Consider the following 15,335-nt stretch of genomic DNA (forward strand, 5'->3'; position numbering starts at 1 on the left):
CCTTCTCGGCGGAGCCACACGGATGGGGAATTTCGATGAGCGTCAGTGGGGAATTTCAGTGAGCGCGGTCACGGTCGCCAGCGAGTTGCGGACCGTGGTCGGGTCGATGCACATCGCCGCCGACCTCGACCGGATGGGCGCACTGGCCGTGCACGTCGCCGACATCTCCCGGTTGCGTCACCCCGACTGCGCCCTGCCCGACGAGGTGCGGGCCAGCTTCGCGGCGATGGGGTCACAGGCCGTGCGGTTGGCGCAGACCGCGCAGGAGGTGCTGGTTTCGCGTGACCCCGACGCCGCGGCGCGCTTGCGGGACGAGGACGACGCCGTCGATGCCGAACACCGCCACCTGTTCACGTTGCTGTTGGACCGGCACTGGGACGACGGGGTGTGTTCGGCTGTGGACGTCGCTTTGTTGGGCCGCTATTACGAGCGGTTCGCCGACCATGCCGTCGAGATCGGCAAGCGGGTGATCTTCGAGGCGACCGGCGGGCGTCCATTGCACAAGAAGCTGGCCTGAGCTCTCCGGCCCGTTCGGTCAGCCCGCGCTGATCACCCGGCTGGGCTCGCCGTGCACATCGACGGGAATGTCACCGGCCAGGGTGACGCGGTGCATGACCCGGCGCTGGTCGTCGTAATCGTCGACGGCCCGGTGCTGTGTGGCCCGGTTGTCCCAGATGGCGACGTCACCAGGGCTCCAGCTCCAGCGAACAGTGTTCTCCGGCATGGTGATTCGTCGCTGCAGCAGTTCCAGCAGGGTGGCTGACTCATGGTTGTCCAGGCCGACGAAGCCGCGGGTGAAGTCACCGGCCACCAGCGTGCGCTCACCGGTCTCCGGGTGGACCCGCACGACCGGGTGTTCGGTGCGGAAGTCGGGCTTCTCGAAGGCCGATCGCATCTGTTGCTGCTCGGCGGACAGGGCCGAGGCGGCGACGGCGGCGTAGTCGAACCGGTTGCTGTGCACGGCCCGCAGATTCTCGGTGAGGTGTTTGAGGGGTGCGGGCAACCGGTCGTAGGCGGCCGCCGTCGATGCCCACAGTGTCGATCCGCCGTAGGCGGGCAGTGTCACCGCGCGCAGGATCGAGATGGCCGGATAGTCCACCGCGAACGTGACGTCGGTGTGCCAGCGGGTGGCCTTGGCGTAGTCGGAATCCAGCGGGGTGATGATCGGGGCGTCCTCTTGTTTGAGGGCGTGGTGGCCGACGGGCTTGCCCAGCAGACGCGCGAAGGCGTGCTGCGCTTCGTCGGTGAGGTGATGCTGATCGCCGAAGAAGATCACCTTGTGTTCCAGCAGCGCGCGCCGGATCTCGGCGACGGTGGCCTCAGCGAGGTCGCCGCCCAGTTTCACCCCGTCGATGCGGGCGCCGATCCGGCTGCCGAGTTTCTCGACCGTGAGGTCAGTGCTGGTGGGAGCGGTCATCGGGATGTCCTTTTCGCTGGTGGGAACCTATGTAGTCAAACGACTACATGTGCATGTGGGCTAGTGTAACCGCATGACTACACCCACGCCGCCGGCCAAGGTCGGCTCCGGCCCGGTGGGCCGCGGTGAGGTGGTGGCGGCAGCGTTGGCCGCGGCGGCCGAACTGTTCGCCGAACGCGGTGTCGCGGCCACGTCGATCCGCGACATCGCGGCCCGCTCCAACGTCAACCACGGGCTGATCTACCGGCACTTCGGCACGAAGGAGCAATTGGTCGGCGCCGTCCTCGAGCACCTCGGCGGCCGGCTCACTGCGCTGCTCGACGGCGACGGTCCGGTCGACGAAATCGACCAGAACATGGACCGGCACACGCGTGTGATGGCCCGGGCGCTGCTCGACGGCTACCCGATCGGCCAACTGCAGACCCGATTCCCCGGGGTGACCCGGTTGCTCGACGAGGTGCTACCGCAATTCGGCGACGAACGAGAGGGGCGGCTGGCCGTCGCCAATGCCGTTGCACTGCAATTGGGTTGGCAGTTGTTCCAATCGTTCCTGACATCGGCGACCGGGCTCGACCCGATCGGCGACGACGAGGTACGCGCCGCGGTCGGCACCGAGATCGCGCGGATCCTGCGCCCCGGTGCCGCCGCGGATCGGCCGGATTAGTCAGCCGCCGTTGCGGACCGCCGACTCCACCTTCTCGCCGAGCTGTTTGTCGACGTTCTTCCAGTACTCGAAGGCCCGCTCCAGGACCTGCTCGGAGACGCCCTTCGACAGGTGCCCGGCGATGTTGGAGACCAGCCGGGCCCGCGCCGCGTCATCGAGCACGTCGCGCACCATCGTCCCGGCCTGCCCCCAGTCGTCGTCCTCGGCGTGCAGGCTGTAGGCGGCGCGCACCATGTCACCGTCGGCATGCCACAGCGATTCGCCGGTGAGCGCCGGATCGGCCTTCGGGCCACCGTACGAATTCGGGGCGTACACCGGATCGGTCACGTTCTTGATCCGCATCGCGCCGTCCTTCGAGTAGCTGTGCACCTCCACCTTCGGTGAGTTGACGGGGATCTGCTTGTAATTGGTCCCGAGCCGGTGGCGGTGGGCGTCGGCGTAGGAGAAGTCACGGGCCAACAGCATCTTGTCGGGGCTCAGACCGGTACCGGCCACCCGGTTGTTCGGCTCGAACGCGGCCTGCTCCATTTCGGTGTGGTAGTCGGTCACGTTGCGGTCCAGCGTCAACGTGCCGACGTCGTGCAGCGGGTAGTCGCCGTGCGGCCACACCTTGGTCAGGTCGAACGGGTTGAACCGGTAGTCCTTGGCCTCCTCGAACGGCATGATCTGCACCTTCAACGTCCAACTCGGGAAATCTCCCCGCTCGATCGAGTCGTACAGATCACGCTGGTGGGCGTCGCCGTCGACGCCGGCCATCCGGTCGGCCTCCTCCTGGGTGAGGAAGTCGATGCCCTGGTTGGTGATGAAGTGGTACTTGACCCAGAAGATCTCCCCGGCTTTGTTGATCCAGCTGTAGGTGTGGCTGGAGTAGCCGTTCATGTGCCGCCAGTCTTTCGGGATGCCACGGTCACCCATGAGCCAGGTGACCTGGTGTGCCGATTCGGGCGACAGCGTCCAGAAGTCCCACTGCATGTCGTGATCGCGGGTGTTGTTGTCGCTTCGCCGCTTCTGCGAGCGGATGAACTGCTGGAATTTCAACGGGTCACGCATGAAGAACACCGGGGTGTTGTTGCCGACCATGTCGAAGTTGCCCTCGGTGGTGTAGAACTTCGTCGCGAACCCGCGCGGGTCACGCCAGGTGTCTGGGCTGCCACGTTCACCCGCCACGGTCGAGAACCGGTTCAGCGTCTCGGTTTTGACGCCCGGCTGGAACACTGCGGCCTTGGTGTAGGCGCTGACGTCGTGGGTCACCTCGAAGTGACCGAAGGCGCCGCCGCCCTTGGCGTGTGGTTGACGCTCCGGGATGCGCTCCCGGTTGAACATCGCCATCTGCTCGATCAGGTAGTGGTCCTGCAGCAGGATCGGGCCGTCCGGACCGATCGTGAGGGAATGCTCGTCGCTGTACACCGGAATCCCGGCGTCGGTGGTTGTCGGCTTGGGCTGTGTACCGGTCACCCCGTCGCTCCTTTCTCTGTTCGGCGGGGGCATCTCCGCGCGCGGCAACGCCACCGCCGTGACTGGTGTGGTCGGTATACCCCGAACCGGGCGCGGGCTAACCGATCGGTGGAGTGCTTCCCCCCGGCCCGTAGGGCCCGTTCCGCGGTCCCTGGGTGGGGCCTGGCGTGGCGCTGATGACCGGCGGCGTTGTCTCGCACGTCGGTGGGCCACCCGGACCGACATCACTGCCCTGGTTCACGCAGTTGGGCCGATCGGCGGATGCGCCGGGTGCAGCGGTGATGGCGGCCGCGGTCGCCAATCCCGCCATGAGGCCGGCAAACTTCAACGCGTGGTGGTGTCCCGTCAGATCCATGATGACCTCCTGATCTGGTAGGGGAGGTTCCTGTTTGATTGGCTAGCCGGACCGGACCTGGCCTAAACCTGCCGTGGCAGTGCGTGAAAACGTCGGCGACATCAGTGCGCAGAGCCGCCACGACGACGCGCGGGCTCGCGTCCCGGAGGTTGCGGTGGGGCAGGCAGCAGCGGCTGACGCGGGCTGACCGGGACAGTGGTCGGCGCATTGGTGTTGAGCGCAAGATCTTCCCCGGCGTGTCGGATGGTGAGCGTGTGGTCAGGTCCGTCGCGCACCGTATAGGTGACCTGTTCGTGCTCGGCCTGGACAGTTACCCGGAAGTCCTTCCAGCGCAATCGAAATCGCAAGCAGGAGATCCCGTCGGGCAGGTGCGGGTCCAGTGACATGACGCCCTCGTCGTCGCGCAACCCGCCGAAACCGGCCACCAACGCGGTCCAGGCGCCGGCCAGCGAGGCCATGTGCAGGCCGTCGCGGGTGTTGCGGTGCAGATCGCGCAGGTCGATCAGGGCGGCCTCATAGGCATAGTCGTGGGCCAGTTCCAGATGCCCGACCTCGGCGCACATCACCGCCTGAGTACACGCCGACAGCGACGAGTCCCGGGTGGTGCGCCGCTCGTAATAGTCGACGTTGCGGGCTTTCTGTTCCGGGGTGAAAGCGTGGCTCCGCCACTGCATGGCCAGCACCAGGTCCGCCTGCTTGAGCACCTGCGCCGGGTACAGCCGCACGTACGGTTCGTTCAGCAGCAGGGGATAGGAGGTGTTGTCGGAGAAGTTCCATTCGGCCAGCGTGGTGAACCCCGCGCACTGCGGGTGCACGCCCAGCTCTTCGTCGTAGGGGATGTGAGCGGCGTCGGCGGCGTCGCGCCAGGCCGCGGTCTGCTCGGTGGTCACCCCCATCGCGTAGGCCGCATCAGGATGGCGGGTACACGCGTCGGCGGCGGTCCGCAGGTTGTGCGCGGCCATCAGATTGGTGAACACGTTGTCGCGCACCACGGCGGTGTATTCGTCGGGGCCGGTGACCCCGTCCAGATGCCAGATCCCGTGGCGGTCATGATGGCCCAGCGACATCCACAGCCGGGCGGTGTCGACCAACACCTCCAGGCCGCACTCCCGCTCCAGCGAATCATCGCCGGTGACAATGCGATAGCGTTCGAATGCGGCCGCGATGTCGGCGTTGATGTGCCAGGCGGCCGTACCGGCCGGCCAGTAGGCCGAGCATTCCTCGCCCCGGATGGTGCGCCACGGGAAACTGGCGCCTTCGAGATCGAGCAGGGCCGCGCGTTCCCGGGCCAGCTCCAGCGTGGACGCGCGCCAGCGCAGGGCATCGGCCGCGGCCTGGGGTTTGGTGTACGTCAGCACCGGCAGCACGTAACCCTCGGTGTCCCAGAAGGCGTGGCCGTCGTAGCCGGTGCCGGTCAAACCCTTGCCCGCGATGGCGCGACGCTCGGCGCGGGCACTGGCCTGCAGTACGTGGAACAAGCCGAACCGCACCGCCTGCTGGCAGTCCGGATCACCCTCGACCTCCACATCGGCGCAGTCCCAGAACTCATCGAGATAGGCGCGTTGCGAGTCCAGCAGCCCCTGCCAGCCGCTGTAGCGCGCCCCGGTGATGGCCGCTGTCGCCTGATCGCGCAGGGCCGGACGCGATCTCAGGCTCGACCAGCCGTACGCGAGGTACTTGACGATGCGCAGCTTCTGCCCGGCCCGCAACCCACAGATGACGGTGGTCCGGGCCAGGTCGTCGCGGGAGTCGGTGCTGACCTCCACGCGACCCGGAACTTCGACATCGTGATCCATCGCGGCCGCCATCATCAGGCCGCTGCCGAGCGTGCGGTGCACCAGAAGTGCTCCGCTGTCGGTGTTCTCGTGGTGCACGGCGTGCAGGGCGTGGGTCAGGACGGCCGAGACCCGTGGGTCTGCCGACGTCTCGGGTTGATCCTCGTTGGTGACGAGCTCGGATTGCACTGTCACGCGGACGAATTCGTCGATTGCCTCGACGATGTATTCGATGGCGGCAACCCCGCGGTGGGCGAAGGACACCAGCCGGGTCGAGCGCACCTTGACCTGTTTTCCGGCCGGGGAGCGCCAGTGCGCACTGCGGTGCAGGGTCCCGGCACGCAGGTCCAGCGTGCGTTCGTGGTCGATGAGCTCGCCGTAGCGCACATCGAACGGTTCGTCGTCGACCAGCAGCCGCAGCAGTTTGCCGTTGGTGACGTCGACGACCGTCTGGCCGGCCTCGGGATAGCCGAAACCGGCTTCTGCGTAGGGAAGTGGGCGCACTTCGAAGAACCCGGCCAGGTACGTCCCGGGCAGGCCGTACGGCTCACCCTCGTCGAGGTTGCCGCGCAGCCCGATGTGACCGTTGGACAACGCGAACAGCGATTCGGACTGCGCCAGCAGGTTGAGGTCCAACCGGGTCTCGCGCACCTGCCACGGTTCCACCGGGTACGCCTCGTGGGTGATCATCATGCGCTACATCAACTCCGCCAGGTCGGTGACCACCACGTCGGCGCCGTCGCGGCGCAGTTGCTCGGCCTGCCCGACCCGGTCCACCCCGACCACGAAACCGAACTTCCCGGCCCGGCCCGCGGCGACCCCGGCCAGTGCGTCCTCGAACACCGCGGCGTGCGCGGGCGAGACGCCGAGGAGTGCGGCCGCGCGCAGGAAGCTGTCCGGGGCCGGTTTGCCGGTGATGTGTTCTTTGCGCATCGTGACTCCGTCCACCCGTTGTTCGATGAATCTGTCCAAGCCGGTGATCCTCAGTACCTCCTCGGTATTGGCGCTGGAGGACACCACGGCCCGGCGCAGCCCGGCGTCGGCGGCCGCCTGCAGATAGCGTCGTGAGCCGTCGAACACCTGGACCCCGTCCTTCTGCAGGGTTTCGTGGAAGGCCGCGTTTTTGCGGTTGCCCAGCGCCTCGATGTCTTCCTCGGGCAGCTCGATCTCGCGGCTGGTCAGAAACGACCGGACCCCGTCCTCGCGGCGTTTGCCGTCGACATAGCGCAGATAGTCGTCGTCGATGTCGAACGCGACGAACGGCTCACCCGTGCGCTCGGCCCGCTGCCGCAGGTAGTCGTCGAACATGGCCTTCCAGGCCTTCTTGTGCACGCTGGCGGTATCAGTCAACACCCCATCGAGGTCGAACAGGCACGCGGTGATCTGCTCAGGGAGTCCGAGCACAGCGTCCTCGCTTTCGCCGACGTCTCCTCCATCATGCGTAATCGGCGTCAGAGTGGTGGGATCAAACACGGCTTCGGCAATGACTTTCTCGCAGCATTCGGATCGGTGCCACCGACTGTGGTTTCCGCCGCGTCGAGCACTGGCTGACCTGCCCATTAGACTGTGGCGGTGGCTTCACCATCTCCCCGTCCCGTCCTCGTCGTCGACTTCGGCGCGCAGTACGCCCAGCTGATCGCGCGCCGGGTCCGCGAGGCGCGGGTGTTTTCCGAGGTCATCCCGCACACCGCCACGGTCGAGGAGATCAAGGACAGGGATCCGCAGGCCATCGTGCTCTCGGGCGGCCCGGCCAGTGTGTATGCCGAAGGCGCGCCGCGGCTGGACCCGGCGCTGTTCGATCTGGATGTTCCGGTGTTCGGCATCTGCTACGGCTTCCAGGCCATGGCCCAGGCGCTCGGTGGCACCGTCGAACACACCGGGACCAGCGAGTACGGCCGTACCGAGGTCAACGTCACCGGTGGCGACCTGCACTCCGACCTGCCGGCCCACCAACCGGTGTGGATGAGCCACGGCGACGCGGTAACCGCCGCACCGGAGGGATTCGAGGTGGTCGCCTCCAGCGCCGGCGCCCCGGTCGCGGGCTTCGAGAACCGGGCCCGCCGCCTGGCCGGTGTGCAGTACCACCCCGAGGTGTTGCATTCCCCGCACGGCCAGCAGGTGCTGAGCCGGTTCCTGCACGAGTTCGCCGGCATCGGTGCGACGTGGACCCCGGCCAACATCGCCGACCAGTTGATCGAGGCGGTCCGCGCCCAGATCGGTGACGGCCAGGCCATCTGCGGCCTGTCCGGCGGTGTCGATTCCGCGGTGGCCGCCGCGCTGGTGCAACGTGCCATCGGCGACCGGCTCACGTGTGTGTTCGTCGACCACGGTCTGCTGCGGGCGGGGGAGCGGGCCCAGGTGCAGCGCGACTTCGTCGCCGCCACCGGCGCCAAGCTGGTGACCGTCGACGTCGCCGACCGCTTCCTGGAGGCGCTGACCGGGGTGACCAACCCGGAAGGTAAGCGCAAGATCATCGGCCGCGAGTTCATCCGTGCCTTCGAGGGTGCGGTGCGCGACACCCTCAGCGAGGCGGACATCGAGTACCTGGTGCAGGGCACGCTGTACCCCGACGTGGTGGAATCCGGCGGCGGCACCGGCACGGCCAACATCAAGAGCCATCACAACGTCGGCGGGCTGCCCGACGACCTCAAGTTCAAACTGGTCGAGCCGCTGCGGCTGCTGTTCAAGGACGAGGTGCGCGCGGTGGGCCGCGAACTCGGCCTGCCCGAGGAAATCGTTGCCCGCCAACCCTTCCCGGGACCGGGCTTGGGCATCCGCATCGTCGGTGAGGTGACCGCAGATCGGCTCGACACGTTGCGCCGGGCCGACGCGATCGCCCGTGAGGAACTCACTGCCGCCGGTCTGGATCAACAGATCTGGCAGTGCCCGGTGGTATTGCTGGCCGACGTGCGTTCGGTGGGCGTACAGGGCGACGGACGCACCTACGGCCACCCGATCGTGCTGCGGCCGGTGTCCAGTGAAGACGCCATGACCGCGGACTGGACCCGAGTGCCTTACGAAGTGCTGGAACGGATTTCGACGCGGATCACCAACGAGGTGCCCGAGGTCAACCGGGTGGTGCTGGATGTCACCAGCAAGCCGCCGGGCACCATCGAGTGGGAGTGATCAGCGCCCCGGACTTAGCGTGTGGGGTCTCCCCGCCAGTGAAAGCTGTTGACGTACTTGCCCATGTCCAGCGCCAGTTGGAGATTGGCCCCGGATGGCTTGCTCGCACCCGAATCGGGGCCGAATTCGCGGTAGGGTCCGACGGCTGAGGCGATGAGCGCCAGGTCGTTCTTCACCGCGACCATGACGATGACCCTCATCCGCATGTAGTTGCTGGTGGAGCCCTGCGGCCAGGCGTCGGCGACGAGACCGTAACCAGGCTGGTAGCCGACCATCGCGTTGGGGATCAGGTAGTCGGTCTTGGTGTCCGGAAAGGTCGTGGCGACAAGGGTGTTGGCGATGTCCTCGGCGCTGCGCCCGGCGGCGGGCCGGCTGAACAGTTGCAGCATGCCGCCGTCGCCGGCCTGGAATTCCGCCGTCACCCCGGTGGGGTCGGTGGTCACCTTGTACGCCGATGCGGCCGCTGGGTAGGAGACCGAGAAGCTGCCGTCGGGCGCGGTAAACACCGGGTTGATCGTCACCGCCTGGCCGGTGGGTGGCAGCCCACAGTCCGGTGGACACATGTACCGGGCGGGCGCTTTGCTCATCGACCCCGAGATCCAGACCAGCACACCGGCCACCAGGGCCACACCGGTGCCCAGGATCGCCACCAGCTTGACGGCCGGGACACGACGGATGGTGCGGGTTTCGCCGGTGGAAATCGGTACCGCGTAGCCGGGGAAGAACGTGGTCATCCGACGTCGGTCCCTGGCTCACGCACCGGGCGATGTTCACGACGTGCGGACCGCGAGGAGCGCGACGACGCGTGGGTGGCCGCCCCACAGTGCGCACAGAAAGCCATGTCCGGCACGATGTTTCCGCACCGCGGGCACAGGATGGGTTGATCCGCGGCGTACTCGTCCTGGGCTTCGTGCAGCAGGGCCAGGTGCAATCCGATCCGAAGCGCCAGGAGCGCCACCACCGTGACGGCCAGATGTGCGGCCAACTGCACCCACTGCGGGACCCGGGAGACGTCGACCAGGCCCAGCCCGGCGTAGACGACCAGCACCGACGACGCGCAGCAGATCATGACCAGTCGCACCCAGCCGACGTGCTTGTCGGCCTTGGTGGCGGGGCGGGTGAACCACAGTGCCGCACCGATCAGACCGCCGAGTGCCGCCGCGGTCAGCGGCACGGCCACCCCGCGGATGCCGGCCTCGACGATCAAGCTGCCCATCGGGCGGTCTCGCGCCACCATCCCGGTGGTGAGTTGGGGTGCGAGCCGGGTCAGGGTCGCGGCCGCGGTGAACGTGGTGGCGCCGAGGGCCCCGAACATGAATCCGTCCAAAGCTTCCCGGCTCGACGGCCGCAGTAGCCGGACCGCGATGGCCGGGACGAGCATCAGGATCGCCCCGCCCAGCGGAATCCCCAACCCGTTGCGCAGGATCCGGAATCCACTCACCCCCATGCCGAGCGGTACCCCGTAGGACTTGGCCATCATCTGCCCGGTGAGAAGCACCCACCCGACGCCCAGGAGGATCGCCAGCACGATGGTCAGGGCCAGGTTGGCCCGGTGCAGGTCGTCGAAGGCGTCGGACTCGTGCAGATAGATCAGGAACAGCAGCGGCAACCCCAGTGCGGCGACGGCGATCAGGGCAGCGGGTAGCCGCAGCAGTGCGCACGCCACCAACCCGGCCAGCAGGGCCAGCATGCCGATCCGGAACGGAGCCCGGGAGCGGTGCGACAGGTGCGGGAACAGCGAACTGGCGAGCGACGGGCGCAGCAGGTGCTCGTCGGGGGCGACGCAAGAGGTACTCAGCCGCAACCATTCCGGGCCGTCGGCGGCCTTCTTGTCGATGTGCACGCCGCAGTAGCCGCAGAACTGGCCGTGCGGGACTTCGATCTTGCAGACCCGGCACTCGGTGGTGGGCACATCGACGTTGCCGTCGGGGGTGTCGTCAGGGGTATCGGTCATGGTCTCGCCTTCTGCAGGACAAGAAGATTCTTGACGAGGTGATCGACGTCGGGGGTGCCGAGCCCGGTCGCCAGGTCGAAACCGGGGCCGGCGTCGGCCACCGCATTCCCGCCGAGGGTGATGTCCCGGAATGCGGGTAGCGGGGCGCCCTGGGCGATGCGGTACAGCATCGGGTTGAGGTCGCCGATGGCCCGGCCGCCGTTGGTGCTGAGGTACTGGTTCATCACCGCGGCGATCCCGGCCCACAGCGGGGCGGCCTGTGAGGTACCGCCGCCGACCAGAAGTTGGCCGTTGAGAACGATTTTCACGCCGGTGAACGGATCGGCGACAGCCGAGATGTCAGGGGTGAGGCGTTTCTGGGCGCCCGCCTCGTCGGTGCCGCCGGGCGCGGAGAGCCCGCGTTGCCAGTCCGGGCGGTCGAACAGTGCCGACACCCCACCGCCGGTGCCCTGCGACAGCGGGACGTCGAACCAGGCCTGCTCGGCCAGCCATCCGCCGTCGGCATCGGTGGACAGGGTGGTGCCGCCGACACTGGTCATCTCGGGCAGCGAGGCCACCGAATCCAGGCCGACGTCGTCGGGCCCGGGTGGGGAAGACCAGTCCTGGCCGCCGCGGCATTCGAAGCCGGCCAGGTCGCCGCTGGCGTTGAAAGCTGTGGTGCCGTGGGCATGTGCGGCGCTCAGCGCGGAGCGGACCGGCGCGAGATCGGCGGCGGTGAGCAGTTTGTCGCAGCCCCAGCCGATCGAGAAGCTCCACACCGCGCCGGGAAACTCGCGGTCCGCGGCTTCGAGCAGCTGCCCGATCTTTTCGTAGGCGCCGTCGCCTTGCACGGTCGGCCGGGCGTTGACCACGACCTTGCGGGCATCAGGGGCGATGGCATGGGCGACTTGCAGATCCATCGTCGTCTCGCCACGCGGTGCGCTGGGTTGCCCGCCGACGACGGTGGGGGTGAACCGGGGCAGATTGAACGTGGTGGCGAAGGTGTCGAGGTCGGCCTGATCGAAACCGTCGAACGCGAAGATCACGATGGTGGCGCCCTTGCCGGTGTAGCCCTGATCGGCCAGCCCACGCAGGTTGTAGGTGTTGAGCAGGCTCTGCGGGGTCAGGCCCCGGTCGGGAACATCGAGAGGCAGGTGGTGCAGATCGGGCGCCGACATGCGGTAGGGCGTGTAGCCGAGAATCCGGCTGACTTCGCCGATCTCGGCGCGCAGCGCCTCGGGGACGGGTGGCTGCTGCGGGGAAGCGTAGAACTCCTGGCCGCGCCGGCCCCGGTAGTCATGGATCTCGACCCCGAAAGCCTCGGCCATCCGGGCCGGTTCACCGTCGACGATCGCCCAGCGGTCACCGGGCCGCCACCGGACCGACAGCGCGTGGTCCGCGGCCCAGCCCAACAGCGATACCGGACGTCCGGACCCGTTCAAGGTGACCGTGAGCTGTACCGGTCCGCTGTCGGCAGTGCCGAGATCAGTTGAGGCAGCGAGCAATTGGGCGTACGGTCCGGTGACCCTGGTGGGACCGTACATCGGTTCCCCGGGGGGCGGGCGCAGGTCAGAGACCAGCAGGGCGCCGAGCATGATCAGTGCCGATATCGGTGCAAACAGTGCCCGCCCTCCGATGATGTTCATCGGAGGGCGGGGTAGACGGCCGACGTTGTGCCTCCGGTTCAGTTGTCGCCGGGCATGGCTGTCGGTGCCGGTGGCGCTTTCACGCCGGGGGTGAACAGGTTGCCGCCGGTGGGGTTGATCGACTTCTCGGTCGGTTCGACCGGTGGCGGCGGGACAGGAGTCGCCGGCGTGGTCGTGGTCGTCGTCGTGGTGGTAGTGGGCGTGGTGGTAGTGGGCGTGGTGGTCTCGGGACCCTTCTCCTCTTCGGTACCGCACGCCGCGGTGAACGAAATCATCCCGATGACCGCCGCACCGCCTGCGATGACGGTGATCCGGCGAGCCAACTGTCCTGACTTCATGATGCGTGTCCTCACTGTCCCCCGAGGGATCGTTACAGAGCGTGGCCTTCGGCGAATCGCGGTGGATTCCCACTACTTGCAACACAAATCGTGGCCCAGCCCCTTCCCGAAGCGGGTTCTGGTGACCGAACTTTAACCCAAGGCCCGCACGGCCGCAGAGTGCATGACCCCGGACTCGGCCTCGCGTGGTGGTGGGCGTTGCTCGCCGCTTGACGCTGTCGGGGGGTGGGTGTTTACTCGAGCCATCGAACATATATTCGAAAATGAGGATAGCCGGCTGATGCGGGAGGTGTTGTTGTGACTGCTGTGGCAGAACTGAATTTGCGTCAGCTCACCCGCTCTGAACAGGTCGAACACCTCCGGCGCAAGATTGCCTCGGTTTCGGGGAAGGTGGGTTCGGCGCATCGGGACGGGCCGCGGCCGGGCGCTGCGGTTCCGTCGCCGAAAACTTTGCTGCCGCCCGATGAAACCCTGGTCGAGCAGTTGCCGGAGGAGCTACCGGCGATGCTGCCGCCGGGGTCGGTTGCGGTGGCCGCCGGTGCCCGGTCGTTGTCGTTGGGCATGGTCGCCGCGGTGACGGCGGCCGGCGGGCATGCGGTGATCGTCGGCCAACCCGATGTCGGTCTGCTGGCGGCGGTGGAGATGGGCGCTGATCTGAGCCGGCTCGCGGTGATTCCGGATCCCGGTGCCGACCCCGTCGAGGTGGCCGCGGTGCTGATGGACGGGATGGATCTGGTGGTGCTCGGCCTCGGCGGACGCTCGGTGCCGCCGAGTCGGGCTCGGGTGATGGTGGCGCGGGCCCGGCAGAAAGGGTGCACCCTGCTGATCACCGACGGGGACTGGCAGGGCACGGCAGCACGGTTGGAGGCACGGGTGTGCGGCTATGAGGTGACCGGTGCGGGCCAGGATGCCCCGGCGCCCGGCCGTGGTCGGATCGGCCGGGTCCGGCTGGCCATGCGTGCCCGGGGCCGGGGCATCGGGCCGGCTTGTGCGGCAGGCGGATAACTCGTGCCGGTGGATTCCAGGGTGTTGGCCCTCTGGTGTATGGACTGGCCGGCGGTGGCCGCGGCGACGGCGGCAGGTTTGGCATCGACGACTCCGGTCGCGGTCACCCTGGCCAACCGGGTGATCGCCTGCTCGGCCTCGGCGCGTGCCGGCGGGGTACGGCGTGGATTGCGTCGGCGTGAAGCTCAGGCCAGATGCCCGCAGGTGCATGTGGTCACCGCCGATTCGGCCAGGGACGCTCGCCATTTCGAGAACGTGATCGCGGCGGTCGATGATCTGGTGCCGCGCGCCGAGGTGCTGCGCCCCGGGCTGCTGGTGCTCTCGGTGCGCGGTGCGGCGCGGTATTTCGGATCCGAACCGGTTGCGGCCGAACGATTGATCGATGCCGTCGCCGCGGCCGGAGCCGAATGCCAGGTCGGTGTCGCCGATCAGCTTCCCACCGCGGTCTTCGCAGCGCGGGCGGGCCGCATCGTCGAACCCGGAAACGACGCGGCATTCCTGTCGGAGCTGTCGATCCGGCAGTTGGCCACCGAACCTGCCTTGTCCGTCCGCGGCCGTGAGGACCTGGCAGATCTGTTGTGGCGGATGGGTATCCGCACCCTGGGGCAGTTCGCGGAGTTGTCCCGCACCGATGTTGCCTCCCGGTTCGGCGCCGACGCGGTGGCCGCGCACCGGTTCGCCTGCGGGGAGCCGGACCGGGGCCCCTCCGGGCGTGATCCGGTCGCAGAACTGGATGCGGTGCTGAATTGCGACCCCCCGATCGATCGAGTGGACGCCGCGGCCTTCGCCGGACGCTCGCTGGCCGGCGATCTGCATCGTCGCCTGGAGGGGGCCGGGGTGGGGTGCACCCGGTTGGCGATCCACGCCGTTACCGCCAATGGTGAAGAACTGGAGCGGGTTTGGCGGTGTGCCGAACCGCTGACCGAGGATGCCACTGCCGACCGGGTCCGTTGGCAACTGGACGGTTGGCTGAATCGGCGTACCCGGAATCGCGGTGCCTGTGAGCGCCCCACCGCGCCGGTCACGGTGCTGCGTCTGCGGCCGGTGGAAGTGGTGTCGGCGGCGGCACTGCAACTGCCGTTGTGGGGTGGTCTCGGAGAGGAGGATCGGCTGCGGGCCCGGCGGGCGCTGCTGCGGGTCCAGGGGCTGCTCGGTCCGGAGGCGGTGCAGGTGCCGGTGCTCAGCGGCGGGCGAGGCCCGGCCGAGCGCATCACCTTCACTCCGCTGGGGGATGAGCAGGTGCCCCGAGCCGATCCGCGTCAGCCCTGGCCCGGCCAGCTGCCCGAACCCTCGCCGACCGTACTGCTGGATGACCCGGTGGAACTTCTCGACGGACAGGGAAATCCGGTGCGGGTCACCAGTCGCGGGTTGTTCTCGGCCGATCCGATCAGGCTGACCGGAACCGGCCGACGCGATGGTCGGCTGCGGTGGTGGGCGGGGCCGTGGCCGGTCGACGAGCGGTGGTGGGACCCGGGGAACCGGGGGGCCGGGCGCACCGCGCGAGTTCAGGTCTTGCTGGGGGGCGACGAGAAGGGCGGCGCCGATGACCTGGCGCTGCTGCTGTGCTACCGGCAGCGCCGGTGGTATCTGGAGGGTGTTTATGAGTGAGAGCCGTCGAACG

The 15,335-nt window shown here is 68.1% G+C and carries 13 protein-coding genes; 5 read left to right on the forward strand and 8 right to left on the reverse strand.

Annotation, left to right across the window (positions count from 1 at the left end):
- Positions 1 to 517: phosphate signaling complex PhoU family protein (locus FR943_RS08350; RefSeq protein ID WP_217155977.1), on the forward strand; the 517-nt coding region annotated here is incomplete at its 5' end.
- A gap of 18 nt (positions 518 to 535) precedes the next feature.
- On the opposite strand, the gene FR943_RS08355 is transcribed toward FR943_RS08350, so the two are convergent.
- Positions 536 to 1,417 carry a TauD/TfdA dioxygenase family protein gene (locus FR943_RS08355; protein ID WP_217155978.1) on the reverse strand — a complete coding sequence of 294 codons (882 nt, stop codon included), beginning with the start codon at positions 1,415 to 1,417 and terminating at the stop codon, positions 536 to 538.
- 73 nt (positions 1,418 to 1,490) lie between these two features.
- Here FR943_RS08355 and FR943_RS08360 point away from each other — a divergent pair, with 73 nt between their 5' ends.
- The gene (locus tag FR943_RS08360) at positions 1,491 to 2,081 is read left to right on the forward strand and encodes a TetR/AcrR family transcriptional regulator (RefSeq protein ID WP_217155979.1); all 591 of its coding nucleotides are present in this window, start codon (positions 1,491 to 1,493) and stop codon (positions 2,079 to 2,081) included.
- On the opposite strand, the gene FR943_RS08365 is transcribed toward FR943_RS08360, so the two are convergent.
- From FR943_RS08365 to FR943_RS08375, 3 genes are all read right to left on the reverse strand, one after another.
- Positions 2,082 to 3,569, reverse strand: coding sequence for a catalase (locus FR943_RS08365; RefSeq protein WP_217156010.1), 1,488 nt, complete (start codon positions 3,567 to 3,569; stop codon positions 2,082 to 2,084).
- A 423-nt stretch (positions 3,570 to 3,992) separates the two neighbouring features.
- A complete protein-coding gene (locus FR943_RS08370) occupies positions 3,993 to 6,356 on the reverse strand; it encodes a glycoside hydrolase family 65 protein (protein WP_217156011.1) in 2,364 nt (787 codons plus the stop codon).
- Positions 6,357 to 6,362: 6 nt separating this feature from the next.
- Complete coding sequence (locus tag FR943_RS08375) at positions 6,363 to 7,070, reverse strand: beta-phosphoglucomutase family hydrolase (protein WP_308170504.1); 708 nt, start codon at positions 7,068 to 7,070, stop codon at positions 6,363 to 6,365.
- Positions 7,071 to 7,238: 168 nt separating this feature from the next.
- On the opposite strand from FR943_RS08375, the gene guaA reads away from it, so the two are divergent.
- On the forward strand, positions 7,239 to 8,792 hold the full coding sequence (gene guaA / locus FR943_RS08380) for a glutamine-hydrolyzing GMP synthase (RefSeq protein WP_217155981.1): 1,554 nt from the start codon (positions 7,239 to 7,241) through the stop codon (positions 8,790 to 8,792).
- Between the two features lie 14 nt (positions 8,793 to 8,806).
- Here the strand turns inward: guaA and FR943_RS08385 are convergent, their stop codons facing one another.
- The 4 genes from FR943_RS08385 to FR943_RS08400 are packed head-to-tail and all read right to left on the reverse strand — an operon-like array spanning position 8,807 to position 12,709.
- Positions 8,807 to 9,526 (reverse strand): hypothetical protein, encoded by a 720-nt coding sequence (locus FR943_RS08385; protein WP_217155982.1) that lies wholly within the window; start codon positions 9,524 to 9,526, stop codon positions 8,807 to 8,809.
- Positions 9,523 to 10,746, reverse strand: coding sequence for a zinc ribbon domain-containing protein (locus FR943_RS08390; protein WP_217155983.1), 1,224 nt, complete (start codon positions 10,744 to 10,746; stop codon positions 9,523 to 9,525). The genes FR943_RS08385 and FR943_RS08390 overlap by 4 nt, the downstream gene beginning before the upstream one ends.
- Positions 10,743 to 12,371, reverse strand: a complete 1,629-nt coding sequence (locus FR943_RS08395; RefSeq protein WP_246584930.1) for a S53 family peptidase — start codon at positions 12,369 to 12,371, stop codon at positions 10,743 to 10,745. The genes FR943_RS08390 and FR943_RS08395 overlap by 4 nt, the downstream gene beginning before the upstream one ends.
- Before the next feature lie 38 nt (positions 12,372 to 12,409).
- A complete protein-coding gene (locus tag FR943_RS08400; RefSeq protein WP_217155984.1) occupies positions 12,410 to 12,709 on the reverse strand; it encodes a hypothetical protein in 300 nt (99 codons plus the stop codon).
- A 297-nt stretch (positions 12,710 to 13,006) separates the two neighbouring features.
- Between FR943_RS08400 and imuA' the strand changes: the two genes are divergently transcribed.
- Together imuA' and FR943_RS08410 are read left to right on the forward strand one after the other, a co-directional pair.
- Positions 13,007 to 13,714, forward strand: coding sequence for a DnaE2-dependent mutagenesis accessory factor ImuA' (gene imuA', locus FR943_RS08405; RefSeq protein WP_217155985.1), 708 nt, complete (start codon positions 13,007 to 13,009; stop codon positions 13,712 to 13,714).
- 39 nt (positions 13,715 to 13,753) lie between these two features.
- Positions 13,754 to 15,322 carry a DNA polymerase Y family protein gene (locus FR943_RS08410; RefSeq protein WP_218045446.1) on the forward strand — a complete coding sequence of 523 codons (1,569 nt, stop codon included), beginning with the start codon at positions 13,754 to 13,756 and terminating at the stop codon, positions 15,320 to 15,322.
- The last annotated feature ends 13 nt before the right edge of the window (positions 15,323 to 15,335 follow it).

The sequence above is a fragment of the [Mycobacterium] fortunisiensis genome (genome assembly GCF_019050325.1).
Lineage (GTDB): Bacteria > Actinomycetota > Actinomycetes > Mycobacteriales > Mycobacteriaceae > Mycobacterium > Mycobacterium fortunisiensis.

Excerpts from the sequence above, each read along its gene's own strand:
- FR943_RS08355 (WP_217155978.1), bottom strand. The coding sequence starts at position 1,417 with ATGACCGCTCCCACCAGCACTGACCTCACGGTCGAGAAACTCGGCAGC.
- FR943_RS08360 (WP_217155979.1), top strand. The coding sequence starts at position 1,491 with ATGACTACACCCACGCCGCCGGCCAAGGTCGGCTCCGGCCCGGTGGGC.
- FR943_RS08365 (WP_217156010.1), bottom strand. The coding sequence starts at position 3,569 with ATGCCCCCGCCGAACAGAGAAAGGAGCGACGGGGTGACCGGTACACAG.
- FR943_RS08370 (WP_217156011.1), bottom strand. The coding sequence starts at position 6,356 with ATGATCACCCACGAGGCGTACCCGGTGGAACCGTGGCAGGTGCGCGAG.
- FR943_RS08385 (WP_217155982.1), bottom strand. The coding sequence starts at position 9,526 with ATGACCACGTTCTTCCCCGGCTACGCGGTACCGATTTCCACCGGCGAA.
- FR943_RS08390 (WP_217155983.1), bottom strand. The coding sequence starts at position 10,746 with ATGACCGATACCCCTGACGACACCCCCGACGGCAACGTCGATGTGCCC.
- FR943_RS08395 (WP_246584930.1), bottom strand. The coding sequence starts at position 12,371 with ATGAACATCATCGGAGGGCGGGCACTGTTTGCACCGATATCGGCACTG.
- FR943_RS08400 (WP_217155984.1), bottom strand. The coding sequence starts at position 12,709 with ATGAAGTCAGGACAGTTGGCTCGCCGGATCACCGTCATCGCAGGCGGT.
- FR943_RS08410 (WP_218045446.1), top strand. The coding sequence starts at position 13,754 with ATGGACTGGCCGGCGGTGGCCGCGGCGACGGCGGCAGGTTTGGCATCG.